This window comes from Pseudomonas sp. CAM1A (genome assembly GCF_047501685.1).
GTDB lineage: Bacteria > Pseudomonadota > Gammaproteobacteria > Pseudomonadales > Pseudomonadaceae > Aquipseudomonas.
The window spans coordinates 450,257-472,271 of record NZ_JBFNXP010000001.1 but is presented as its reverse complement, the minus strand read 5'-3'; the positions used below and the strand labels follow the sequence as shown (position 1 = coordinate 472,271).

Here is a 22,015-nt window from a genome sequence, read left to right as displayed (position 1 = left end):
GTGATCAGGGCTCCAGCCGCGCCTGCAGCTGTTGCAGCCCTTCGTTGAGTGCCTGTTCCAGCTCGCGTTTGTAGCGCAGGCAGAGGCTGGTGGACCCTTGCTCGTCCTCCAGCAGTTCGGACAGGTCGAGGTCGGTGATGTAGCAGCGGTAACTGCCGCTGCCGCGGCGCTGGCGCAGGATCTGTCGCGCGACCACGGCATACAGCTGGTCGCCATGCTCCAGTTCAGAAAACTCCTGCTGGTCGCAGTAAAGGGTGACGTGCACCTCATCGCCCGTGCCGGCCTGGAGGATCGCCTGGACTTCGAAACAGGCCTGGTTCTGGCTGTCCGCGGGTGCCGGCCTGGGTTCCAGGCTGCGCGCCTTGCCTGGGCCGGATGGCAGCAACTGGTAGTAGAGGATGTCCAGCGATGCTTGTTGCAGGCTGTCCAAGGGCAGCAGGGCATCGCGGCGCATCACCATCGCTTGCAGGAAGCGCTGCAACGGCAGCAGCAGGTGCGGCTCGTCCTGTTGCGGCAGCCGCTGCTGCCAGAGTGCGTTGTGCTCGTCGAGCACATACAGGTCGGCCCAGCCTTCGAGCAGACGGTAGAACACCTGGATGCAGCCGGGTTGGCCCTGGGCCAGGACCAGTGGCAGGTCGTGGTCCTGCAGGGCGTGGGTGTCCAGGTGCAATGGGCTGTAGCTGCTGCGTTCCTCGCCGAGTGCCGCCAGCACGGCGTCGTGGTGGGCGAGGCTGGCCAGGGTGACCTGCCCGGGCTGCAGGTCAAGGATGTGGGTGTGCTGGGCCACCTGTAGCAAGTAACGGTGATTCAGGCCTTGATCGAGCAGCAGTTGCACGGTGTCGAAGATTTCCTCGACCCGCTGGCTGATGGCTTGGGCGCGGTTGTGGCAATAGCAACGCACCCGTACCCGCGGGCGGTGGCTGCGCAGGCCCAGGCTGTTGAGGAAGTCGCGCAGGCAGCGCACCAGTGCGTGCTCGCCGTCGTAGCGCTGGACCAGCACCTCGTTCCAGCTGTTGAGGGTGATCTGGTCGAGGGTCAGTACCAGGTTCTCGCGCACCCCGGCGTAGCTCAGCGAGTCGGTACGCTCGGTGGTCATCAGGATGTTCAGGTCGCGGTGATGGCGCAGCGGGTCGACGCCGACATTCACCAGCAGCAGGATCTCGTCGGCCACGCTCGGCTGCAGCAGGCGCACCTCGCTGACTGTCTCCAGAGGCAGGGGAATGCTCTGCTGCAGGCTGCCGATCAGGTTGAACAGCTCGAACTCGCTCAGGTCGCTGGCGCCCGGGTGCAAGGCCAGGCGCGTGCTGCTGTCGATCACGCCATTGCGGTGGGCCCAGGTGAGCAGCTCGAGCAGTTCGCGGCAGCGCTTGATCGGGCTGAAGTGCTCCCACTCATGTACGCCCAGGTTGCCGTTGTACAGCCCCCAGTGGTGTGTGCCCGGTTCCTTGCGGTTGGGTGATTGCACCAGGGTGAGGGTGTCCTCGGCCAGGTCCGGGGCGATTCCCGGGTTGATCACCTCGATCTTGCCGGCCCGGCGCTCGAAGGCGGCGTAGAGGCGGCGGCCAAGCACATTGAGGTCACGCTGGTCGGCCCGGCTGTTGGCGTTCTGCTGGCGGGCGAACTGGGTCAGGAAGCGGTAGCTGTGGTTCAGCTCGGCCACCAGTTCGCGGCGCTCGACGGCCACCTGGCGGACTTTCCACTGGCTGCGGCTATCCAGCAGCGCCAGCTGGCGCTCGTCCCAGCCCCATTGCTCGGTCAGGCGCCCCAGCAACTGGCGCTGCCAGCCCCCGCTTCGGCTGCGACCCAAGTCGCCGATTTTCTTGTTCACCTTCAGGTACAGGCTGCGCCGCACCAGCTCCAGGCGTGCCGGCTCGCCACGCAGGAGCAGGTAGCGCTCGATGCGGCGGTAGACCATCACATAGGGGTCGAGCTCATCCAGGTCCAGCTGGTTGGCGAACACGGCCTGCTTGTAGTCCAGGCTCAGGCAGCGCACTTGTGGATGTTCGCTGGCGTAGGCCTCGGTAAGCAGCAGCTTGAGCAGCGACTTGTAGGGTGAGTCGATGCCCTTGAACAGCTGCCACAGCCCGGCGCCGACGAACTCGCCTGACGGGATATGCGCCAGGTTCCCCAGGTCGAGGTCGTCCTGGGCACGGATGAAGCGCTTGGACAGCAGGGTCTGGGTGTAGTCGCGGTAGTTGTGCTCCTGGTACACCGGCACCAGCCACCACAGTGGCGTGCGCCCGGCCAGCCAGATGGCGGTGCGGTAGAACTCGTCGAGCAGCAGGTAATGCTGGGTGGTGCCGCAGTCGTCGGAGCTGAGCTGGCCATCGCGCTCGCCCTGGACGAAGCCCCGCGGTTCGATCAGGAAGAAATGCGCTTCGGCGCCCTGGCCGGCCGCCCAGGTTTCGAGCAACTGGCACTTGCGTCGCAGGTCGGCCACGGCTTGTTCGTCCAGGTCCGGTGCATGGCACACCCACAGGTCCATGTCGCTCTGTTCGGCCTGGGCCAGCGTGCCGAGGCTGCCCATCAGGAACAGGCCGTGGATCGGCTGCGGCGGCTTGCCGTGGCGTGGCTTGTAGGTGAACGAGCGGGTCAGGCGCTGGGCTTCGGCGAGCAGTTCGTCGTCGGGCTCGAAACCGGAGACGCCGGCGGGGGTGGTGCCGGAAACATAGCCGGGTAGCAGCGGATGATTGACGTGGAAGAACAGCGGCAGCAGCGTGAGGACCTGCTGCTGGCGTGTGGATAACCCTTCCATCGCCCGTGCCAGGCGGCCTTGGTTGATCTTCAGGAAGCGCGCGCGCAGCTTGGCCAGCTCCTTGCGGTCGATGCCTTGTTCCAGGTCGGGGCGGATTTCGTGGGGGTGGTTCATTGCGCGCTCAGGCAGGCCGGGGGAAGCACTGGCGAGTTTAGCCTGAGTGGCGCGGTCGGATAAGGGGTTGCTGGCTTTTTGACGTCAGATTCGCAACGCCTGCGCAAGCCATCGACGCTAAGCCCGCTCCTGCAGGTCTGCCGAGCTGCAGGAGCGGGAGCAGGAGTTCAGGCCGGCTGGGCGGCTTTCGATTTGAGGATGTTCAGCAAAAGCTGGACGCTTTCAGCGGCATCGTTACCGAGGCTGGTCAGGTAACCACCATCGGGTTGGTCGGTGAGCCCTTTGTCATGCAGGCGCTGGGCGGCAGCGACCAGGGCGGGGGAGGCGTCGCTGCTAACCTTGATGCCTTCCTGGTGGTTGTCCAGGTTGAACTGGGAAAGGACTTCCAGTTCGGCGATCAGTTCGGGGGTAAAAGGCATGGGCAACTCCTGACTTCGAGACAAGGATGGAAGTCAGGAGTGTAGTCAGACTTATTCGATGTCGCCTTGATCCGCCTCAGGTGGCAGCTCCGGCAAGGCGCGCAGGGCGGTTTCGTACCACTCGGTATCGAACGGGCGATCTTCGTCGAGCATGGCGTCGATCTCGATGGCCAGCACGTGGGCCATGAGGTTGAGGATGTCTTCACGCTCGTAGCCGACCAGGGTCAGCTTGTTGAAGGTGGCCTTGGCGGCTGGCGGCTCGCCGCTTTCGATCTGGTTCTCGATCGCCTGGGTCAGGGTGGCCTCGGCGAAGTCTTCTTCATCATTGCTGTCGATGTCTTGGGGTTCGCTCATGGCGGTGCTCCTGTGGTGAGGCGCACAGTGTGCCACGCCTGCGCTGGCAATGCCCGGCCATCAGCGCCGGGCATGGCACTGGCCAAGGGTGGGCAAGGGCGCTATAACAGCCGGGCCAACCCCATACGGCCTTGGAGGCTGTCTCAATGCTCAAGCTTCATGGATTCGCGGTCAGCAACTACTACAACATGGTCAAGCTGGCCTTGCTGGAGAAAGGCGTGCCCTTCGAAGAGGTGCCGTTCTTCGGCGGCCAGTTGCCTCAAGCCCTGGCCATCAGCCCCCGCGGCAAGGTGCCAGTGCTGCAGACCGAGCACGGTTTCATCAGCGAGACCGGTGTCATCCTCGACTACATCGAGCAGACCCAGTCGGGCAAGGCGCTGCTGCCGGCCGATGCCTTCGGGCAGGCCAAGGTGCGCGAGCTGCTGCGGGAAATCGAGCTGTATATCGAGCTGCCAGCGCGTACCTGCTACGCCGAGGCGTTCTTTGGCGCTGCGGTCGAGCCGTTGATCAAGGAGCGGGCGCGGGCCGACCTGCTGGCGGGTTTTGCCACCCTCAAGCGCAATGGCAAGTTCGCGCCTTATGTGGCCGGTGAGCAGCTGACCATCGCCGACCTGATGTTCTGTTTCTCGGTAGACCTGGCCTGCGCGGTGGGCAAGAAGGTGCTGAACGTCGACTTCCTGGCGGACTTCCCGGAAGCGAAGGCGCTGTTGCAGTTGCTGGGAGAGAACCCGCACATGGCGCGGATCGTGGCGGACAAGGATGCGGCGATGCCAGCGTTCCTCGAAATGATCAAGAGCAAGCGCTGACTGGAGTCGGGGCCGCAAAGCGGCCCCAGATTGCTTAGCGCGAAGCCAGCAGTGCCTGGCCGCGAGCCACTGCCGCGCGCACCTGGGCCGGCGCGGTGCCACCGATGTGGTTGCGGGCATTCACCGAACCTTCCAGGGTCAGCACGGCAAACACGTCCTGCTCGATCTGGTCGCTGAACTGGCGCAGTTCGTCCAGGCTCATCTCGGCCAGGTCCTTGCCGGTGTCGACGCCATATTTCACCGCGTGGCCGACGATCTCGTGGCAGTCACGGAACGGCAGGCCGCGGCGCACCAGGTAGTCGGCGAGGTCCGTGGCGGTGGAGAAACCGCGCAGCGCCGCTTCGCGCATGATCGCGTGCTTGGGCTTGATCGCCGGGATCATGTCGGCAAAGGCGCGCAGCGAGTCGCGCAGGGTGTCGGCGGCGTCGAACAGCGGCTCTTTATCTTCCTGGTTGTCCTTGTTGTAGGCCAGCGGCTGGCCTTTCATCAGGGTCAGCAGGCCGGTCAGGGCGCCGAACACGCGGCCGCTCTTGCCACGCACCAGCTCCGGCACGTCCGGGTTTTTCTTCTGCGGCATGATCGAGCTGCCGGTGCAGAAACGATCAGGCAAGTCGATGAACTGGAACTGAGCGCTGGTCCACAGCACCAGCTCTTCGGAGAAGCGCGACAGGTGCATCATGGCGATGCTGGCGGCCGCGCAGAATTCGATGGCGAAGTCGCGGTCCGAGACGCCGTCCAGCGAGTTGCCGGCCACGGCCTCGAAGCCCAGCAGCTTGCAAGTCAGCTCGCGGTCGATCGGGTAGGTGGTGCCGGCCAGCGCGGCGCTGCCCAGGGGCATGCGGTTGGCGCGCTTGCGGCAGTCGACCAGGCGCTCGTAGTCGCGGCTGAGCATTTCGAACCAGGCCAGCAGGTGGTGGCCGAAGGTCACCGGCTGCGCGGTCTGCAGGTGGGTGAAGCCGGGCATGATGGTCTCTGCTTCACGCTCGGCCTGTTCCAGCAGCCCCTTTTGCAGGCGGGTGATCTCGGCCAGGATCAGGTCGATCTCGTCGCGCAGCCACAGGCGAATGTCGGTGGCCACCTGGTCGTTGCGGCTGCGACCGGTGTGCAGCTTCTTGCCGGTGATGCCGATGCGATCGGTCAGGCGCGCCTCGATGTTCATGTGCACGTCTTCGAGGTCGACACGCCAGTCGAAGCTGCCGGCCTCGATCTCGCCCTGGATGGTCTTCAGGCCATCGATGATGGTGTCGCGCTCGGCGTCGCTGAGTACGCCGACCTGCGCCAGCATGGTGGCGTGGGCGATCGAACCCATGATGTCGTGGCGGTACAGGCGCTTGTCGAAATCGACCGAGGCGGTGAAACGGGCGACGAAGGCGTCGACGGGTTCACTGAAGCGGCCGCCCCAGGACTGATTGGTCTTGTCGGTGCTCATGGATTCACTCGTTGAAGGCGTGAACGGAAAAAGTGCCGCGATCATAGCAGGGTTGCGCCCGCCGCCGCAGGGCGCCGGTCGCGAGAATCGTCCGGTAACAAGGGGGTGCGGCATATTCAACGATTGAACGGCAGTGTTCCACGGAGCGTCTACAGTTGGACAAAGGACTGGCGGTGAATCTGCCAGGCCAGTGAATCTTTGGCCTTCGCACCGGTCTGTAGCGTGACCGCGTTTCGGTCGCCCCACACTTGTCTACGCTATACCCGTGCGAGACTCACTCAGGAATCCAGCGCAATTATGAATGTCCTGATCGTTGATGATGAACCCCTGGCCCGCGAGCGCCTGAGCCGGCTGCTTGGCGAGCTGGAGGGTTACACCGTGATGGAGCCCAGCGCCACCAACGGCGAGGAGGCCCTGACCCTGATCGAAAGCCTCAAGCCCGACGTGGTGGTGCTGGATATCGGCATGCCGGGCCTCGATGGCCTGCAGGTCGCCGCCCGGCTGTGCGAGCGCGAGTCGCCGCCGGCGGTGGTGTTCTGTACCGGCGACGACGAATACGGCAGCGAAGCGTTCAGGGACAGCACCCTGAGCCATGTCGAGAAACCCATCCAGCCCCCGGCGCTGCGCGATGCCCTGCGTCGCGCCGAAAAGCCCAACCGCGCCCAGCTGGCGGCACTGACCCGCCCCGCAGGCGACACCGGCGGCGGCCCACGCAGCCATATCAGTGCCCGCACGCGCAAGGGCATCGAGTTGATCCCCATTCCCCAGGTCATCTATTTCATCGCCGACCACAAGTACGTCACCTTGCGCCACGAGGCAGGCGAGGTGCTGCTCGACGAACCGCTCAAGGCCCTGGAAGACGAATTCGGCGAGCGTTTCGTGCGTATCCACCGCAATGCCCTGGTCGCCCGCGAGCGCATCGAGCGGCTGCAGCGTACGCCGCTGGGGCATTTCCAGCTCTATCTCAAAGGCCTGGACGGTGACGCGCTGACCGTCAGCCGGCGCCATGTGGCCGGTGTGCGCAAGATGATGCAGGCACTCTGACAAGCCGGGTCGGGCCCGTGGGAGCGGGCTTGCCCCGCGATTGATCCACATCTGCTTGCCCCTCGGCAGAGCTGTTATCATCGGCGGCATTTCTCTGGTTCGGGGCGTTTCATGTCCACTCGCGAAATCCGCATTGCCACCCGTAAAAGTGCCTTGGCCCTGTGGCAGGCCGAATACGTCAAAGCCCGCCTGGAACAGGCGCACCCAGGCCTCGTCGTGACCCTGGTGCCCATGGTCAGCCGTGGCGACAAGCTGCTCGACGCGCCGCTGGCGAAGATCGGCGGCAAGGGCCTGTTCGTCAAGGAGCTGGAAACCGCCCTGCTCGACAACGAAGCCGACATCGCCGTGCATTCGATGAAAGACGTGCCCATGGACTTCCCCGAAGGCCTGGGCCTGTACTGCATCTGTGAACGTGAAGACCCACGCGATGCCTTTGTTTCCAACACCTTCGCAAGCCTCGAAGCCCTGCCGGCCGGCAGTGTCGTCGGCACTTCGAGCCTGCGCCGCCAGGCGCAATTGCTGGCGCGTCGGCCCGATCTGAAAATTCAGTTTCTGCGGGGCAACGTCAACACCCGCCTGGCCAAGCTCGATGCCGGCGAGTATGACGCCATCATCCTCGCCGCCGCCGGCCTGATCCGCCTCGGTTTCGAAGACCGTATCACGGCCTCCATCAGCGTCGACGACAGCCTTCCGGCCGGTGGCCAGGGCGCGGTTGGCATCGAATGCCGCAGCGCCGATGCCGAGATCCATGCCTTGCTGGCACCACTGCACCATGCCGACACCGCTGACCGGGTGGTGGCCGAGCGTGCCCTGAACAAGCGCCTCAATGGCGGCTGCCAGGTGCCGATCGCCTGCTACGCGGTGCTTGAAGGCGAGCAACTGTGGCTGCGCGGCCTGGTCGGCCAGCCCTCCGGCGGCACCTTGTTGGTGGCTGAGGCCCGGGCGCCGCGTGGCGATGCCGAGCGCCTGGGCGTGCAGGTCGCCGAAGACCTGCTCGGGCAGGGCGCCGAGGCGATCCTCAAGGAAGTCTACGGCGAGGCCGGCCACCCGTGAGCCCCTGGCGCCTGCTGCTGACCCGCCCTGAAGAGGACTGTGCGGCACTGGCGCAGACGCTGGCCGACGCGGGTATCGCCAGCGCCAGCCTGCCGTTGTTGGTGATCGAGGCGCTCGCGCCGACCCCGGCGCAGATGCAGCAGCTGCGGACGATCGCCGAGGCTCAGGCCATCATCGTGGTCAGCAAACCGGCGGCCCGCCTGCTGCTGGACCGGTTCGCCCAGGCGGGAGTGACGCCGCCGTGCGCAGGCTGGTTCACGGTAGGTGAGGCGACGGCGCGAATTCTTCAGGACCATGGGCTGCAAGTGGCCTTTCCAGCGGCCGGTGACGACAGCGAAGCCTTGCTCGGGCTGCCCGCCTTGCGCGAGGCTATTGCCGCCTCAGCGAGGCCTCGCGTCCTGATCGTGCGCGGCGTCGGAGGTCGTGAACTGCTGGCAGAGCGTCTTGCCGAGCAAGGTGCTAGTGTCGATTATCTGCAATTGTATCGCCGCTGCCTGCCCGACTACCCTGCCGGAACCCTCGCCCGACGCATCGATGGGGAACGCCTCAATGGCCTGGTGGTCAGCAGTGGGCAGGGTCTGGAACACTTGCATCGACTCGCGGCTGCGGACTGGTCGCGGTTTTCCCGATTGCCGCTGTTCGTGCCCAGCCCACGGGTAGCCGAACAGGCCCGGGCACTCGGGGCGCTGGATATTGTGGATTGCCGTGGCGCCAGCGCCGCGGCCTTGCTGGCAGCCGTGCAGCGAACCGCTGCGCCTGCCTCTTAAGGCGCTAAGCTAGAGAGCGATGCGCCACCATGCAAAGGATGGATACGTGAGCGAAACTGTCTTGTCCAACACCGAACAGCCCTCGGCGCCCGAAGCGCCGGAACCCACCTCCGCCAAGCCCGCCCGACGCTCCGGCAACGGCTTGGCGCTGCTGGCCCTGCTGCTGGGCGCCGCCGGCGTCGCGGTCGGCGGCTGGGGCGTCTGGCAGGTTCGCCAGCTGCAAGGCAGCGAGCAAGGCCAGGGCGAACACTTGCAAGCCCTCAACCAGCGCGCCGACGCGCTGCAGCAGCGCGAGCAGCAGCTCAGCGCGCAGTTGGCCAGCCTGCCGGCGGCCAGTGAACTGGAAGACCGCCGCCGCCTGGTGGCGCAACTGCAGGGCGACCAGCAGCGCCTGAGCCAGCGCCTGGAGACCGTTCTGGGCGAAAGCCGCAAGGAATGGCGCCTGGCCGAGGCCGAGCACTTGCTGCGCCTGGCCACCCTGCGCCTGTCGGCGTTGCAGGACATCACCAGCGCCAAGGCGTTGGTCGAAGGCGCCGATGAAATTCTGCGTGAGCAGAGCGACCCGGGCGCCTTCGCTGCCCGCGAGCAGTTGGCACGCAGCCTGGCGACGCTTTCCAGTACCCAGCAGCCGGACCGTACCGGCCTGTTCCTCAAGCTCGCAGCGCAGCGTGAGCTGGTGCAGCAGCTCAGTGCCCAGTCGCCGGAATTCGACAGCAAGGCCGACGCCATGGGCGCGCTGACCGCCGATGGCGACGGCGCCAGCCGCTGGTCGCAGTGGTGGGCCGAGATCTCCAAGTACTTCCAGATCGAGTTCAATGCCGACGACAACGTTCGCCCGCTGCTGTCCGGCCAGTCGCTCAACCAGCTGCGCCTGGCGCTGAGCCTGACCATCGAACAGGCGCAGTGGGCGGCGCTCAATGGCGAAGCCAAGGTCTACACCCAGGCCTTGGACGATGCGCGCAGTGTGTTGCTGGCCAACTTCAACCCGGACAATCCGCAGAGCAAGGCAATGCTCGACAACCTCAACCAGCTCGCCGACCAGCCGGTATCGGTGGTCACGCCTGACCTGAGCGAGAGTCTGGCCGCGGTGCAGGCCTATATTCAGCGTCGCCATCTGCCGGCCTCCGCCGAAGGGGCCAAACCATGAAGCGCGTCTACCTGCTGGCGGTGCTGGCGATCGTCATCGCCGCGGCGCTGGGCATCGCGATCGCCAAGCACAGCGGCTACGTGCTGATCGCCTACGGTGGCTTCCGCTACCAGTCGGGGCTGTGGGCGGCACTGGGCGCGCTGGTCGGGATCGTCCTGCTGTTGCTGCTGGTGCGTTACCTGATCGGGCTGGTGCTGACGTCCTCGGGGGTGGTCAACCCGTGGTCGCGGCGCAACCGCAGCCGGCGCAAGCGCATCGCCGTCGAGCAGGGGCAGCTGGATCTGGCCGAGGGGCGCTGGGCGAGTGCCCAGCGCCACCTGCAGCGTGCCGCCGAATCCGATCGCCAGCCACTGCTTTACTACCTCGGCGCCGCCCGTGCCGCCAACGAACTGGGCCGGGTCGAGGAGCGTGACCAGTTGCTCGAGCGCGCCCTGGAACGCCAGCCCCAGGCAGAGCTTGCCGTGGCCCTGACCCATGCCCAGTTGCAGATGGACCGCGGCGAAGGCGACGGGGCGCTGGAGGCCCTGCAGGCCATGCAGGAGCGCCATCCGCATAATGCGCAGGTGCTGCGCCTGCTGCACCGCCTGCACCTGGAACGTGGCGACTGGCCGGCGCTTATCCGCCTGCTGCCTGACCTGCGCAAGCACAAGGTGCTGCCAGCGGCCGAACTGGCCGACCTGGAGCAGCGTGCATGGGGCCAGAACCTGGGCCTGGCGGCGACCCGTGACGAGGACCCGCAGGCGGCGCGTCAGGCGCTCGAGCGCGCCTGGCAGCAGTTGACCAACGCCCAGCGCCAGGAGCCGCAGCTGGTGTCGGCCTATGCCGAGCAGCTGCGTCAGGTCGGCGCCCAGGGTGAGGCCGAGCAGGTGTTGCGCGGCGCGCTCAAGCGCGGCTACGAAAGCCATCTGGCCCGTTTGTACGGGCTGGTACGCGGTGAAGATCCTGCGCGCCAGTTGCAGGCGGCCGAGGGCTGGCTGAAGGAGCATCCGCAGGACCCTAGCCTGTTGCTTACCCTGGGACGCCTGAGCCTGCAGAATCGCCTGTGGGGCAAGGCCCGTGACTACCTGGAGAGCAGCCTGCGCATGGAGCGTAATCCAGAGGCTTGCGCGGAGCTGGCGCGGCTGCTGGCCGGGCTTGGCGAGACCGAGCGCAGCAACCAGCTGTTCCAGGAAGGCTTGGGGCTGCTGGATGAACGTCTGCTAGCGTTGCCGTTGCCGGAGGGGGTTCGGGCCTGAGGGGCCTGCATTTCGCCCCACGCAGAGCACATTGCCCTCGTGGGGCGTTGCCTTGGGATGTGCAGGTAAAGGGTGCTGAATTTTCCTTCGCTCGTGTCGGAATACTCCCACTTTCTGTGAAAATGATTCCCTATCCATTCAGCGACTTGTCTGTGCTGTAGCGACTTGATACAAAGCGCTCCTTTCCTCTACCGTTCCAAACCACATCTCCTCTTTTCGGATCACCTTCGCCCATGTCGCTGGCCTGCCTGCGCAGCTTTTTCTTTCCCGCCTTCCTGGCCGCCGTCGCTGTGCTGGTGGCGTCGTTTCGCCTCGAGAACGTGGTTGGCCTAGACCCTTGCGCGCTGTGCTTCAGTCAGCGGCTGATGCTGGGGCTCTATGCACTGGCTTGCCTGGCGGCGGTCATCCACGCCGGTCAGCAGCGCTTGCATGCCTGGCTGGCCTTGGGGTTCTCGGTTGCCGGCGCCTTGCTGGCCGGCCGGCATGTCTGGTTGCAGGCCGAGCCGTTGCCGGTCAGCGGTTGCCATCTGCCGCTGGCGCACCTGATGGAGCGCCCATGGGGCGAGATCCTGCGAACCTTCCTGCTGGGCAGCCCGGACTGTGTGTCGATCAACTGGAGCTTTCTCGACCTGACCCTGCCTGAATGGAGCCTGCTGGCGTTCCTGTTGCTGGCCGCGCAACCGCTGTCGTGGCTGGTGGTGTATCGATTGCGCCACGGCGCGGTGGCTTGATCCAGCGCAACGCGCCGGGGATTGCGCGACCAGTGGTGGCCGGCAGAGGGATTAAACGCTTGTATGAACTTAGTCTGCTGCGTACCTTGATGGGCAGGTCGCGCGGGAATAATCTCCCAGCACGCATACCGAAAATACAACTGCTCGATGCCGTTTGCTGATGTCACCTTTGTGTCACGGTGTTGTGTCGCGAGGTGCAACGGCATCTACCCAGAAGGGAAGAGATCGCCATGCTCGATAGTTGCCAGAACGCCCAGGAACGCTGGGGCGGTGTTCACAAGCTGATCGATCGTTGGCTGGAGGAGCGCCAGGAGTTGGTGCATGCCTTCCGCGCCTTGCGCGATGCCAAGCCGGCCTTTGCCGACAAGGACAAGAACCGCGATTTTTGCGCGCTCCTGGTCGACTATGTCTCGGCCTGGCACTTCGAAGTCAGCGAGCAGCTGGTCAGCGAAGCCAAGGCCTTTGGCGATACCAAGGCCCTGGAGCTTGCCACACAGATCAACCCGCGTATCGATGACAGCACCCAGATCGCGCTGGCTTTCAACGACCATTGCGAGAAGGGCGAGTGCACCGACCCCGAGCGCTTCGCGGACAAGCTGGGCAAGCTGGGCGGCCTGTTGCGAGAACGCTTCGAGCTGGAGGACTGCCTCATCGAAGTGCTGCATACCGCGCACAAGGAAGAGGACGCGCTGCAGGCCTGATTCAGTCGGCCACGTCCAGCAGTTCGATCTCGAACACCAGTGGGGTATAGGGTGCGATCAGGTCACCCGCACCGTCGGCGCCATAGGCTTGCGCCGACGGGATCACCAGGCGCCATTTGGCCCCCGCTTTCATTCGTGGCAGCGCCACCTGCCAGCCCTCGATCACCGAGTCCAGCTTGAACCACTGCGGTTGCAGGTTCTGGTCGAACACCGTGCCATCCGGCAGTTTCCCCACATAACGCACCTGTACGCGATCGCTGGCCTTGGGTTGCGCGCCGTTGCCGCTGGCCAGTTCGCTGTAGAGGATGCCCTCGGGCAGCTCGCGTACTCCGGCCTTGGCCCGCTCGCCGGCGATGAAGCGTTTTTCCGCTTCCACCAGCTTGTCCACCTGTGCCTGTTCGGCGGCGGCGTTGGCTTGTGTTTCGTGCTGTTCGAGGATGGCCTGCATGCGTGACTTGGCGATCCGTGGCGGCTCGCCCTGGTAGGCCTGGCGTAGCCCTTCGACCAGTGCGTCGAGCTGCAGGCCGGGTACTTCCTGGCGCAGCCGTTCACCGAGGCTGGCGCCCAGGCTATAGGCCAGGTCGCTGTCGTTGGCGGGGGCGGTCTCGGCATTGGCCAGGGAGAGCGGCGTCACCAGGCACAGGCCGAGAATCAGATAACGAGGCATGGACGTCTCCTGCGGCAATGAGCGCGAAGTATGCCAGCGTTGTTGGCCAGAGATGTGTAAATATCGGCACTGCACTAATGGGCAACTACACTTGTTTCCAGCTGCAAGACAACAACTTTGCCCAGGCATGCAACGCGGCGCTACTGAGACTGTCAACATGCCCTAGCGGCGGTAGCAGCAGAAGCATAGTATGAGCCGCACTCTCGTCAGCCAGGAGGTAAACCATGTCGGCCAAAAAGAAGCCAGTAAGTACGCCGTTGCACCTGCTCCAGCAACTTTCGGGCAGCCTGCTCGAACATTTGGAAGATGCCTGCTCCCAAGCGCTGGCGGATGCCGAGAAACTCTTGGCCAAGTTGGAAAAACAACGTGGCAAGGCCCAGGAGAAACTGCACAACGCCCGCCTGAAGTTGCAGGACGCCGCCAAGGCCGGTAAAGCCAAGGCACAAGGCAAGGCACAAAAAGCCGCTGGCGAACTTGAAGACTTGCTCGACTCGCTCAAGGATCGCCAGAGCCAAACCCGTACTTATATCCAGCAACTCAAGCGCGATGCCCAGGAAAGCCTGAAGTTGGCACAGGGTGTCGGCAAGGTGCGCGAGGCGGCCGCCAAGGCTCTGGACTCGCGTACTGCGGCACCGAAAGCCGCCGCGAAACCTGCAGCCAAACCCGCAACCAGACCTGCTGCCGCCAAGGCGCCGGCGAAGACCGCCGCCGCGAAACCTGCCGCCAAGCCAGCGGCCAAACCGGCTGCCGCCAAGGCACCGGCTAAGGCTGCCGCCGCGAAACCTGCCGCCAGGCCAGCGGCTAAACCGGCTGCCGCCAAGGCACCGGTGAAGGCTGCAGCTGCGAAGCCTGCCGCCAAGCCAGCGACCAAACCGGTTGCCGCCAAGGCACCCGCGAAGACTGCCGCCGCGAAACCTGCCGCCAAGCCAGCGGCTAAACCGGCTGCCGCCAAGGCACCGGCGAAAGCCGCCGCCGCGAAGCCTGCAGCCAAACCGGTTGCTGCCAAGGCACCCGTGAAGACCGCTGCCGCCAAACCAGCGGCAAAACCAGCAGCCAAGCCTGCTGCCGCCAAGGCCCCGGCCAAGCCAGCAGCAACCCGGGCCGCCGCGAAACCGGCAGCCAAGCCAGCAGCCAAACCAGCCGCTGCCAAAGCCCCAGCCAAGCCTGCCGAAAGCAAGCCAGCCACTCCGGCCGCCAACGCCACCCCGGCGTCTGCGGCCAGCGCGACCATGCCTGCGACCACCGGCACTCCGACTCAGTCGCCGACTTCGGCGTCCTGAAGCCCACGGGCCGCGGCGCGCAGCTGATGCAGCGCGTCGTGGTTCCTGGCCGGGCCTGGCACCAGCCAGGCCAGCCAGTCCGGCGCCGCGCCCGCTTGCGCCGGCCATTCTCGCGCCAACGCCTCCAGGCGTTCCAGCAAGGTGCGTTCAGCCTGCAGTTCCAGCGCTTTCACCTGCTCACGCATCACGCTCAGTTGCGGGTCGGCCAGCGCGTGTTCGCGCCATTGCCGGCGCAGGGCGCGTAGCGGCGCCACAACGTCGCGCTGCCAGGGCCGGGCCAGCGCCTGCAGGGTGGCAATCCGTTGTTCGTCGGGGGCTATGCCGCGGGCCTGCAGCCAAGTCCCGCAGAGCAGCAGGCAGACATCGCCGCCCAGTTCCTGAAGGGCCAGACAGGCCGCCTCGACACCCGGCCGGGCATACAGGGCCAGGGCATGATTCCACAGGTCGGTGTGCATGGTTTCACTCGCGCCAGTGATCGGGGAAGCTGGTAGACTCCGCGACCATCATGATCAGACTATCGAACCTCACTTTACAGCGTGGTCCCCAGCGCCTGCTAGAAGGCGCCGAGATGACCCTGCACACCGGCCACAAGGCCGGCCTGATCGGCGCCAACGGCGCCGGCAAATCCAGCCTGTTCGCCTTGCTGCGTGGTGAGCTGTCGCCCGATGCCGGTGACTGCCAGCTGCCCGGCGACTGGCGCATCGCTCATATGCGCCAGGAGGTCGATACCCTCGACCGTATCGCCGTGGACTATGTCCTCGATGGCGACGTGCGCCTGCGCAAGGTCCAGGCCGAACTGGCCGCCGCCGAACTGGCCCACGATGGCACTGCCCTGGCGCGCCTGCACAGTGAACTGGACAGTGCCGACGGCTACACCGCCGACGCCCGCGCGCGCAAACTGCTGGCCGGCCTTGGCTTCAGCAACGAGCAGATGGACCGCCGCGTCGGCGACTTCTCAGGTGGCTGGCGGATGCGCCTGAACCTGGCCCAGGCACTGATGTGCCCGTCCGACCTGCTGCTGCTCGACGAGCCCACCAACCACCTCGATCTCGACGCCATCCTCTGGCTGGAGGATTGGCTCAAGGGTTACCCGGGCACGCTGCTGCTGATCTCCCACGACCGCGACTTCCTCGATGCCGTGGTCGACCATGTGCTGCACGTCGAGCAGCGCAAGCTCAATCTCTACAAGGGCGGCTACAGTGCCTTCGAGCGCACCCGCGCCGAACGTCTGGCGCAACAGCAGCAAGCCTACGAGAAGCAGCAGGCGCAGCGCGCGCACATGGAAAAGTACATCGCCCGCTTCAAGGCCCAGGCCACCAAGGCCCGCCAGGCGCAGAGCCGGATCAAGGCCCTGGAGCGCATGGAGGAGCTGTCGGCGGCCCACGTCGACTCGCCCTTCGACTTCGTCTTCCGTGAGTCGGAGAAGATCTCCAGCCCCTTGCTCGACCTGTCCGAAGGCCGCCTGGGCTATGGCGACAAGGCCATCCTCGAGAAGGTCAAGCTGCAGTTGGCGCCGGGCGCGCGCATCGGCCTGCTCGGCCCCAACGGCGCGGGCAAGTCGACCCTGATCAAGAACCTCGCCGGTGAGCTGCAGCCATTGTCCGGGCGCCTGGTGCGTGGCGAAAACCTCGCCGTCGGCTACTTCGCCCAGCATCAGCTCGACTCGCTGGACGACAAGGCCAGCCCGTTGCTGCACCTGCAACGCATTGCACCGGGCGAGCGTGAGCAGACCCTGCGTGACTTCCTCGGCGGCTTCGACTTCCACGGCAACCGTGTCGACGAGCCGGTGGTCAACTTCTCCGGTGGCGAGAAGGCCCGCCTGGCCCTGGCGCTGATCGCCTGGGAGCGGCCGAACCTGTTGCTGCTCGACGAGCCGACCAACCACCTGGACCTCGAGATGCGCCTGGCGTTGACCATGGCGTTGCAGGAGTTCGCGGGTGCCGTGGTGGTGGTCTCCCACGACCGTCACCTGCTCAAGAGCACCACCAACGACTTCCTGCTGGTGGCCGATGGCAAGGTCGACACCTTCGATGGCGACCTGGATGACTACAGCCGTTGGCTGGTCGAGTTCCGCCAGCGCAACGCGCCGGTGAGCAGCACGCCGGCCAACCCGGACAAGACCGACAAGAAAGCCCAGCGCCAGGCGGCCGCGGCCCTGCGCCAGCAGTTGGCGCCGCACAAGAAGGCCGCCGACAAGCTGGAGGCCGAGCTCAACCAGGTACACAAGGACCTGGCCGAGGTCGAGAGCGCGCTGGGCGACGGTGGCGTGTACGAGGCCGCGCGCAAGGACGAACTGCGCGACCTGCTGGCCCGCCAGACCAAGCTCAAGCAACGCGAAGGCGAGCTTGAGGAGGCCTGGATGGAGGCCCTGGAAACCCTCGAAAGCATGCAGGCCGAACTCGAGGCGCTGTCCTGATGGAGGAGCTGCGCTCGCTGTTGCCGGGGCAGTGGATGGACTCGATGTGGCTGGGGTTGCAGATTCTGCTGATCCTGATCGCCGCGTTCGTCCTGCAGCGCATGGTCGCTCGCGGGTTGAGAAGCCTGGGCGAACGCTACCCGTTGCCGCACGAGCTGATGGTGCCGGTGCGCGGCGCCTTGCGCTGGCTGATCATGGGCAGCGCGCTGCTGTTCGTGCTCGAGCGCCTGGGAGTATCGGCCACGGTGCTGTGGACCGCGCTGTCGGGCTTCGTCGCGGTGGCGGCGGTAGCGTTCTTCGCTATCTGGAGCGTGCTGTCCAACCTGCTGTGCGCGGTGCTGATCTTCACCGTCGGGCCGTTTCGTATCGGCGATGTGGTCGAGCTGGTCGACACCCTCGACAAGCCAGGGGTGAAGGGTCGAGTGATCGCCATCAACCTGCTGTACACCACGCTGATGGAAACGCCGGAAGCGGGTGGCGCGCTGGTGCAGGTGCCCAATAGCCAGTTCTTCCAGAAAGCCGTGCGCCGTTGGCGTGGCGCCGAGGCTTCAGTGGCCTTGCAAGAGGCGCCTGTCGAGAGCGACTGACAGGGCGCTGCTTATTGCAATCGCGGGGCAAGCCCGCTCCCACGCCCGGGTCCTATTGGATGGCTGGCGTGGGAGCGGGCTTGCCCCGCGATCGTTTCAAGCAGAAAAACCGCTGGTCATTTTTTCGCCAGCACCGTAGCTTAGCGGTTTGCAAAAGCTGTTCGAGCGAGGTGTGCGATGTCGATGGAAACGTGGTTGGCCTTCTTTGCCGCGTGCTGGGTGATCAGCCTGTCGCCGGGTGCCGGGGCGATCGCCTCGATGTCCAGCGGGCTGCAGTACGGTTTCTGGCGTGGTTACTGGAACGCCCTGGGCCTGCAACTGGGCCTGATCGTGCAGATCGCCGTCATCGCCGCCGGTGTCGGCGCCATCCTCGCCGCTTCCGCCACGGCCTTCCAGGTCATCAAGTGGTTCGGCGTCGCCTACCTGGTCTACCTTGCCTACAAGCAATGGCAAGCCCTGCCGATGGACATGAGCGACGAGTCCGGTGTGCGGCCTATCGGCAAGCCGCTGAGCCTGGTGTTCCGTGGTTTCCTGGTCAACGTCAGCAACCCCAAGGCGCTGGTGTTCATGCTTGCGGTGCTGCCGCAGTTCATCAACCCGCACGAGGCGTTGCTGCCGCAGTACGTGGCGATCACCGTGACCATGATCAGCGTCGACTTGCTGGTGATGGCGGGTTACACCGGCCTGGCTTCGCGGGTGCTGCGTCTGTTGCGCACGCCGAAGCAGCAGAAGCGCCTGAACCGTACCTTTGCCGGACTGTTCATTGGCGCGGCGACGTTTCTCGCTACCTTGCGTCGCGCGCCACTTTGACGAGTGCTGGGGGGCTGCTCTGCAGCCCCGTCAGCGCTGCTTGTCCACCAGCCCCTTGAGCAGATCCATCGGCATCGGAAACACGATGGTCGAGCTCTTGTCCCCGGCAATCGAGCCCAGCGTCTGCATGTAGCGCAGCTGCATCGCCCCCGGCTCCTTGCCCAGCATCTGCGCCGCCTGCATGAGTTTTTCGGATGCCTGCAGCTCACCTTCGGCATGGATCACCTTGGCCCGTCGTTCACGCTCGGCCTCGGCCTGGCGGGCGATGGCGCGGATCATCGACTCGTTGAGGTCGACGTGCTTGATCTCGACGTTGGCCACCTTGATACCCCAGGCGTCGGTTTGCGCGTCCAGCACTTCGCGGATATCCGAGTTGAGCTGTTCGCGCTCGGCCAGCAGTTCGTCCAGCTCGTGCTTGCCGAGCACCGCACGCAAGGTGGTCTGGGCCAGCTGGCTGGTGGCGGCGAGGAAGTCCTCGACCTGGATGATCGCCTTCTGTGGGTCGAGTACGCGAAAGTACAGCACGGCGTTGACCTTGACCGAGACGTTGTCGCGGGTGATCACGTCCTGGGGCGGCACATCGAGCACCACGGTGCGCAGATCGACGCGGACCATCTGCTGGATGCCGGGAATCAGGATGATCAACCCAGGGCCCTTGACCTGCCAGAAGCGCCCGAGCTGGAACACCACACCGCGCTCGTACTCGCGCAGGATGCGCAGCGCCGACAGCAGCAGTATGGCCAGCAGCACCAGTACGGCGCTGAAACCGAATTGCATGAACATCGTCTACTCTCCTTGCGCCGTGGGCGCAGTGGCGCTGACCTCCAGGGTCACGCCATGACGGGCCGTCACCCGAACGTGCTGGCCAGGTTGCAGCGGTGTCGCGCACTGCACCTGCCACTGTTCGCCCTGGGCCTGTACCGAGCCGCAGAACGGGTTGTCGCTGCGCACCTGCGTCACCGTGACCAGGCTGCCCACCAGCCCGGCATCGCCGCTGACCAGGGCGCGCCGGCGCGCTTTCACTGCCATGCCCAGCACGCCGCCGAGCAACAGCGCCGAGAGCACTGCCAGGCTGATGATCAACGCCAGCGGAATGCCGAAGCCGGGGGCGTCGGTGTCCATCAGGATCACCGCGCCGACGACGAAGGCGACGATACCGCCGAAGCCGACCACGCCAAAGCTGGGCAGGAACGCCTCGGCGACCATGAACGCCACCCCGAGCAGGATCAACGCCACCCCGGCATGGCTCACCGGCAGCAGTTGCAGGGCATACAGCGCCAGCAGCAGGCAGATGCCGCCGACCACGCCGCCGACCCCGGAGCCCGGGTTCATGAATTCGAACAACAAGCCGTACACGCCGATCATGATCAGGATCAGCGCCACGCTGGGGTTGGTGATCACTGCCAGCAGGCGAGTGCGCCAGTCCGGCAGGTGTTCCACCACGCTGGCGCCGGCGGTCTGCAGGGGCAGGGCTTGGCCGGCGACGCTCAGCGTTCGGCCATCGAGCTGGCGCAGAAGGTCGGGCAGGTCAACGGCGACCAGGTCGATCACCTTCAGCCGCTGGGCTTCGCTGGCCGACAGGCTGACCGCCTCGCGCACGGCCTTTTCCGCCCAGTCGGCATTGCGCCCGCGCAGTTGTGCCAGGCCACGGATGTAGGCTGCGGCGTCGTTGACCTGTTTGCGGGCGAGGGTGTCCTGCTCGCTGTTCGCGGGGGGCTTTTCGTCCCGGCCGGGGACGCCGATCTGTACCGGTGTCGCCGCGCCCAGGTTGGTCCCAGGGGCCATGGCCGCCACGTGACTGGCATAGAGGATGTAGGTGCCGGCGCTGGCTGCCCTGGCGCCGCCAGGGGCGACGTAGGTGGCCACCGGCACAGGGCTTGCCATGATGGCCTTGATGATCTGGCGCATGGCGCTGTCCAGCCCGCCGGGGGTATCGAGGCGGATCACCACCAGTTGCGCGCCTTGTGCCTGCGCCTGGTCCAGCCCACGCAGCAGATAGTCGGCGCTGGCCGGGCCGATGGCGTCATCGACGCTCAATAGCCATACATTTGCGCCAGGCGCGCTCTGCCCGCCCGGGGCGAAGCCGAGGATCAGCAGCAACAGCAGCACGTGCCAGCGCCGGGCGATCACCTGTCGTCACCTCATGCGGACCTGTCCTTGAAGTTTAGCCGTGGCTGCCGGGCCACGGCCTAAACTTGAGGATGGGGGCAAAACCGGAGGTGCATCATGCGTATGGCCAAGACCCTTCAGCAGCGCCTGGACCAGGCCAACTGCGACTACGACATCATTCCCCATCCCCATTCGGCCACCAGTCTGGAGTCGGCGCGCACGGCCGGCGTACCCGCCGAGCGGGTCGCCAAGTCAGTGATGCTCGATGACCGCCATGGCAACTTCATCATGGCCGTGTTGCCGGCCAACCGGCATCTGGACATGACCGAGGTGCGCATGACCGGCGCCTGGCAGCTGACCCGCGAGAGCAACCTGCCGAGCCTGTTCGGCGATTGCGAGCGCGGCGCCATCCCGGCCCTGGGCGACGCCTACAACATTCCTATGCTGCTCGACCGGAGTCTTACCCGTCAGGGCGATGTCTACCTCGAGGCAGGTGACCACGATCACCTTATCCACATGAGCATGGAGCAATACTTGAAGCTGGTGCCGCACGCCGAAGTGCGCGAATTGAGCTGATGCTCGCAACCAACGCCGGGTTGGCGTCGTGGACGACCCGCCCGGCCAGAGGAGGAATCATGGAAGCACCGAACCATCCATTTGCCGACCTGTTCAAGCAACTGGGGCTGGCGGACGATGCCACCAGCATCGACCAGTTCATCACCACCCATTCGCCGTTGAAGAACGAGATCAAGCTGGTGGACGCACCGTTCTGGACCGAGGCGCAAAGAACCTTTTTGAAGGAAAGCATCATAGAGGACGCCGATTGGGCGGTACCCTTCGACCAACTCAACGAAGCGCTGCGCCGCCCCCGCAAATAAAGCGCCGAGCGGCACCTGATGGGTGATCGGGCCGTTGCTATGCTCAGGTAAAACAAGAGGGGATGGCGCAATGAAAGATCCCTACGCACCAGGATTCTGGTGCACCGTGACGATCCTGGGCACCCTGACCGCCGGCTACTTCTACGGTATCCGGCACACCCACCAGATGAACCAGGCCGTGCAGTTTCTCTATGCCGCCGCCGCCGTTACCGCGGCGGTGGCGCTCTGCGGCCTGGCCTGGATCGCCTGGCAGCATTTGCACTTGAACAAGCGTGAGGTGGCCCAGGGGCGAACGTTGCTGACCATCTGGAACACCAAGGTCGCCCTGCGCCGGGTCGAGACGGTGTTCGACCGCTACTTCTGGGGCAGCTACTGGCACTCCGGGCGCACTTTCGAGGAGGTGATGGGCGAGCTCAAGGGCACACCGCTGGAGCAAAGCCTCGACGCCCTCAAGCGCCAGTGCCGGGAACTCGACCGCGAGGTGCACGACCATCACCACCACTGGCTGGCCAACGCCCGCGACCTGTCCAGCGTGGCCACGGCGATGGCCCGCGAGCGCTATCAGCTGGACCTGTGCGATGCCCCGGTGCGCGAGGGCGGCAATACCGCCGTGCTCAATCGCGATCTGGAAGTGCTGGTGTACACCTGGTCGGCGCGCCTGCGCAGCTTCGACCATCAGTTGGACGAGCTGGAGCGCGCTTACCACTAAGCGG

The 22,015-nt window shown here is 65.6% G+C and carries 23 protein-coding genes; 15 read left to right on the top strand and 8 right to left on the bottom strand.

Annotated features, from left to right (window positions below; all coding sequences use genetic code 11):
• Nucleotides 1–4: 4 nt before the first annotated feature.
• From ABZO33_RS02190 to ABZO33_RS02180, 3 genes are all read right to left on the bottom strand, one after another.
• Nucleotides 5–2,869 carry a class I adenylate cyclase gene (locus tag ABZO33_RS02190; RefSeq protein ID WP_414534675.1) on the bottom strand — a complete coding sequence of 955 codons (2,865 nt, stop codon included), beginning with the start codon at nt 2,867–2,869 and terminating at the stop codon, nt 5–7.
• A gap of 167 nt (nt 2,870–3,036) precedes the next feature.
• Nucleotides 3,037–3,288 (bottom strand): TIGR02647 family protein, encoded by a 252-nt coding sequence (locus ABZO33_RS02185; RefSeq protein WP_414534674.1) that lies wholly within the window; start codon nt 3,286–3,288, stop codon nt 3,037–3,039.
• Nucleotides 3,289–3,339: 51 nt separating this feature from the next.
• On the bottom strand, nt 3,340–3,642 hold the full coding sequence (locus ABZO33_RS02180) for a hypothetical protein (RefSeq protein ID WP_046853681.1): 303 nt from the start codon (nt 3,640–3,642) through the stop codon (nt 3,340–3,342).
• Nucleotides 3,643–3,788: 146 nt separating this feature from the next.
• Between ABZO33_RS02180 and ABZO33_RS02175 the strand changes: the two genes are divergently transcribed.
• On the top strand, nt 3,789–4,448 hold the full coding sequence (locus ABZO33_RS02175) for a glutathione S-transferase (RefSeq protein WP_414534673.1): 660 nt from the start codon (nt 3,789–3,791) through the stop codon (nt 4,446–4,448).
• Between the two features lie 34 nt (nt 4,449–4,482).
• On the opposite strand, the gene argH is transcribed toward ABZO33_RS02175, so the two are convergent.
• Nucleotides 4,483–5,877, bottom strand: coding sequence for an argininosuccinate lyase (argH, locus tag ABZO33_RS02170; RefSeq protein ID WP_414534672.1), 1,395 nt, complete (start codon nt 5,875–5,877; stop codon nt 4,483–4,485).
• A gap of 297 nt (nt 5,878–6,174) precedes the next feature.
• On the opposite strand from argH, the gene ABZO33_RS02165 reads away from it, so the two are divergent.
• The 7 genes from ABZO33_RS02165 (at nt 6,175) to ABZO33_RS02135 (ending at nt 12,555) form a co-directional block, all read left to right on the top strand.
• Nucleotides 6,175–6,921 carry a LytR/AlgR family response regulator transcription factor gene (locus ABZO33_RS02165; RefSeq protein ID WP_414534671.1) on the top strand — a complete coding sequence of 249 codons (747 nt, stop codon included), beginning with the start codon at nt 6,175–6,177 and terminating at the stop codon, nt 6,919–6,921.
• Between the two features lie 111 nt (nt 6,922–7,032).
• Nucleotides 7,033–7,974 carry a hydroxymethylbilane synthase gene (gene hemC, locus ABZO33_RS02160; protein WP_414534670.1) on the top strand — a complete coding sequence of 314 codons (942 nt, stop codon included), beginning with the start codon at nt 7,033–7,035 and terminating at the stop codon, nt 7,972–7,974.
• The gene (locus ABZO33_RS02155; protein WP_414534669.1) at nt 7,971–8,741 is read left to right on the top strand and encodes a uroporphyrinogen-III synthase; all 771 of its coding nucleotides are present in this window, start codon (nt 7,971–7,973) and stop codon (nt 8,739–8,741) included. The genes hemC and ABZO33_RS02155 overlap by 4 nt, the downstream gene beginning before the upstream one ends.
• A 46-nt stretch (nt 8,742–8,787) precedes the next feature.
• Complete coding sequence (locus ABZO33_RS02150; RefSeq protein ID WP_414534668.1) at nt 8,788–9,888, top strand: uroporphyrinogen-III C-methyltransferase; 1,101 nt, start codon at nt 8,788–8,790, stop codon at nt 9,886–9,888.
• A complete protein-coding gene (locus ABZO33_RS02145; protein WP_414534667.1) occupies nt 9,885–11,123 on the top strand; it encodes a heme biosynthesis HemY N-terminal domain-containing protein in 1,239 nt (412 codons plus the stop codon). The genes ABZO33_RS02150 and ABZO33_RS02145 overlap by 4 nt, the downstream gene beginning before the upstream one ends.
• A 233-nt stretch (nt 11,124–11,356) precedes the next feature.
• Nucleotides 11,357–11,854 carry a disulfide bond formation protein B gene (locus ABZO33_RS02140; RefSeq protein ID WP_046853689.1) on the top strand — a complete coding sequence of 166 codons (498 nt, stop codon included), beginning with the start codon at nt 11,357–11,359 and terminating at the stop codon, nt 11,852–11,854.
• 230 nt (nt 11,855–12,084) lie between these two features.
• Nucleotides 12,085–12,555 (top strand): Rsd/AlgQ family anti-sigma factor, encoded by a 471-nt coding sequence (locus ABZO33_RS02135; protein WP_050703285.1) that lies wholly within the window; start codon nt 12,085–12,087, stop codon nt 12,553–12,555.
• A gap of 1 nt (nt 12,556) precedes the next feature.
• On the opposite strand, the gene ABZO33_RS02130 is transcribed toward ABZO33_RS02135, so the two are convergent.
• Nucleotides 12,557–13,222: an FKBP-type peptidyl-prolyl cis-trans isomerase gene (locus ABZO33_RS02130; RefSeq protein ID WP_414534666.1), complete on the bottom strand. Its 666-nt coding sequence runs from the start codon at nt 13,220–13,222 to the stop codon at nt 12,557–12,559.
• Between the two features lie 224 nt (nt 13,223–13,446).
• On the opposite strand from ABZO33_RS02130, the gene ABZO33_RS02125 reads away from it, so the two are divergent.
• Nucleotides 13,447–14,502, top strand: a complete 1,056-nt coding sequence (locus tag ABZO33_RS02125) for an AlgP family protein (RefSeq protein WP_414534665.1) — start codon at nt 13,447–13,449, stop codon at nt 14,500–14,502.
• On the opposite strand, the gene ABZO33_RS02120 is transcribed toward ABZO33_RS02125, so the two are convergent.
• Nucleotides 14,478–14,957: a TIGR02444 family protein gene (locus ABZO33_RS02120; protein ID WP_414534664.1), complete on the bottom strand. Its 480-nt coding sequence runs from the start codon at nt 14,955–14,957 to the stop codon at nt 14,478–14,480. The genes ABZO33_RS02125 and ABZO33_RS02120 overlap by 25 nt on opposite strands.
• Before the next feature lie 50 nt (nt 14,958–15,007).
• Between ABZO33_RS02120 and ABZO33_RS02115 the strand changes: the two genes are divergently transcribed.
• The 3 genes from ABZO33_RS02115 to ABZO33_RS02105 all read left to right on the top strand — a co-directional run bounded on the left by ABZO33_RS02115 (nt 15,008) and on the right by ABZO33_RS02105 (nt 18,315).
• A complete protein-coding gene (locus ABZO33_RS02115) occupies nt 15,008–16,918 on the top strand; it encodes an ATP-binding cassette domain-containing protein (protein ID WP_414534663.1) in 1,911 nt (636 codons plus the stop codon).
• A complete protein-coding gene (locus ABZO33_RS02110) occupies nt 16,918–17,505 on the top strand; it encodes a mechanosensitive ion channel domain-containing protein (protein ID WP_414534662.1) in 588 nt (195 codons plus the stop codon). The genes ABZO33_RS02115 and ABZO33_RS02110 overlap by 1 nt, the downstream gene beginning before the upstream one ends.
• Before the next feature lie 177 nt (nt 17,506–17,682).
• Entirely contained in the window at nt 17,683–18,315 is a 633-nt protein-coding gene (locus ABZO33_RS02105; protein WP_046853695.1) for a LysE family transporter, read from the top strand.
• Between the two features lie 30 nt (nt 18,316–18,345).
• Here ABZO33_RS02105 and ABZO33_RS02100 read toward each other — a convergent pair whose 3' ends face one another.
• Both ABZO33_RS02100 and ABZO33_RS02095 read right to left on the bottom strand, forming a co-directional pair.
• Nucleotides 18,346–19,098 (bottom strand): slipin family protein, encoded by a 753-nt coding sequence (locus ABZO33_RS02100; protein WP_046853696.1) that lies wholly within the window; start codon nt 19,096–19,098, stop codon nt 18,346–18,348.
• A gap of 3 nt (nt 19,099–19,101) precedes the next feature.
• Nucleotides 19,102–20,445 (bottom strand): NfeD family protein, encoded by a 1,344-nt coding sequence (locus tag ABZO33_RS02095; protein WP_414534661.1) that lies wholly within the window; start codon nt 20,443–20,445, stop codon nt 19,102–19,104.
• Between the two features lie 96 nt (nt 20,446–20,541).
• Here ABZO33_RS02095 and ABZO33_RS02090 point away from each other — a divergent pair, with 96 nt between their 5' ends.
• From ABZO33_RS02090 to ABZO33_RS02080, 3 genes are all read left to right on the top strand, one after another.
• Nucleotides 20,542–21,000: an aminoacyl-tRNA deacylase gene (locus ABZO33_RS02090; RefSeq protein ID WP_023629227.1), complete on the top strand. Its 459-nt coding sequence runs from the start codon at nt 20,542–20,544 to the stop codon at nt 20,998–21,000.
• Between the two features lie 59 nt (nt 21,001–21,059).
• Entirely contained in the window at nt 21,060–21,302 is a 243-nt protein-coding gene (locus tag ABZO33_RS02085; protein WP_023629226.1) for a DUF2789 domain-containing protein, read from the top strand.
• A 70-nt stretch (nt 21,303–21,372) separates the two neighbouring features.
• Nucleotides 21,373–22,011 (top strand): NADH:ubiquinone oxidoreductase subunit N, encoded by a 639-nt coding sequence (locus tag ABZO33_RS02080; RefSeq protein WP_102683508.1) that lies wholly within the window; start codon nt 21,373–21,375, stop codon nt 22,009–22,011.
• The last annotated feature ends 4 nt before the right edge of the window (nt 22,012–22,015 follow it).

Bases quoted from the DNA above. Each gene is read 5' to 3' on its own strand.
- ABZO33_RS02105 (WP_046853695.1), top strand. From the start codon at position 17,683: ATGTCGATGGAAACGTGGTTGGCCTTCTTTGCCGCGTGCTGGGTGATC.
- hemC (WP_414534670.1), top strand. From the start codon at position 7,033: ATGTCCACTCGCGAAATCCGCATTGCCACCCGTAAAAGTGCCTTGGCC.
- ABZO33_RS02100 (WP_046853696.1), bottom strand. From the start codon at position 19,098: ATGTTCATGCAATTCGGTTTCAGCGCCGTACTGGTGCTGCTGGCCATA.
- ABZO33_RS02085 (WP_023629226.1), top strand. From the start codon at position 21,060: ATGGAAGCACCGAACCATCCATTTGCCGACCTGTTCAAGCAACTGGGG.
- ABZO33_RS02145 (WP_414534667.1), top strand. From the start codon at position 9,885: ATGAAGCGCGTCTACCTGCTGGCGGTGCTGGCGATCGTCATCGCCGCG.
- ABZO33_RS02140 (WP_046853689.1), top strand. From the start codon at position 11,357: ATGTCGCTGGCCTGCCTGCGCAGCTTTTTCTTTCCCGCCTTCCTGGCC.
- ABZO33_RS02115 (WP_414534663.1), top strand. From the start codon at position 15,008: ATGATCAGACTATCGAACCTCACTTTACAGCGTGGTCCCCAGCGCCTG.
- ABZO33_RS02135 (WP_050703285.1), top strand. From the start codon at position 12,085: ATGCTCGATAGTTGCCAGAACGCCCAGGAACGCTGGGGCGGTGTTCAC.
- ABZO33_RS02130 (WP_414534666.1), bottom strand. From the start codon at position 13,222: ATGCCTCGTTATCTGATTCTCGGCCTGTGCCTGGTGACGCCGCTCTCC.
- ABZO33_RS02165 (WP_414534671.1), top strand. From the start codon at position 6,175: ATGAATGTCCTGATCGTTGATGATGAACCCCTGGCCCGCGAGCGCCTG.
- argH (WP_414534672.1), bottom strand. From the start codon at position 5,877: ATGAGCACCGACAAGACCAATCAGTCCTGGGGCGGCCGCTTCAGTGAA.
- ABZO33_RS02175 (WP_414534673.1), top strand. From the start codon at position 3,789: ATGCTCAAGCTTCATGGATTCGCGGTCAGCAACTACTACAACATGGTC.
- ABZO33_RS02180 (WP_046853681.1), bottom strand. From the start codon at position 3,642: ATGAGCGAACCCCAAGACATCGACAGCAATGATGAAGAAGACTTCGCC.
- ABZO33_RS02120 (WP_414534664.1), bottom strand. From the start codon at position 14,957: ATGCACACCGACCTGTGGAATCATGCCCTGGCCCTGTATGCCCGGCCG.
- ABZO33_RS02110 (WP_414534662.1), top strand. From the start codon at position 16,918: ATGGAGGAGCTGCGCTCGCTGTTGCCGGGGCAGTGGATGGACTCGATG.
- ABZO33_RS02125 (WP_414534665.1), top strand. From the start codon at position 13,447: ATGTCGGCCAAAAAGAAGCCAGTAAGTACGCCGTTGCACCTGCTCCAG.
- ABZO33_RS02090 (WP_023629227.1), top strand. From the start codon at position 20,542: ATGCGTATGGCCAAGACCCTTCAGCAGCGCCTGGACCAGGCCAACTGC.
- ABZO33_RS02185 (WP_414534674.1), bottom strand. From the start codon at position 3,288: ATGCCTTTTACCCCCGAACTGATCGCCGAACTGGAAGTCCTTTCCCAG.
- ABZO33_RS02190 (WP_414534675.1), bottom strand. From the start codon at position 2,869: ATGAACCACCCCCACGAAATCCGCCCCGACCTGGAACAAGGCATCGAC.
- ABZO33_RS02080 (WP_102683508.1), top strand. From the start codon at position 21,373: ATGAAAGATCCCTACGCACCAGGATTCTGGTGCACCGTGACGATCCTG.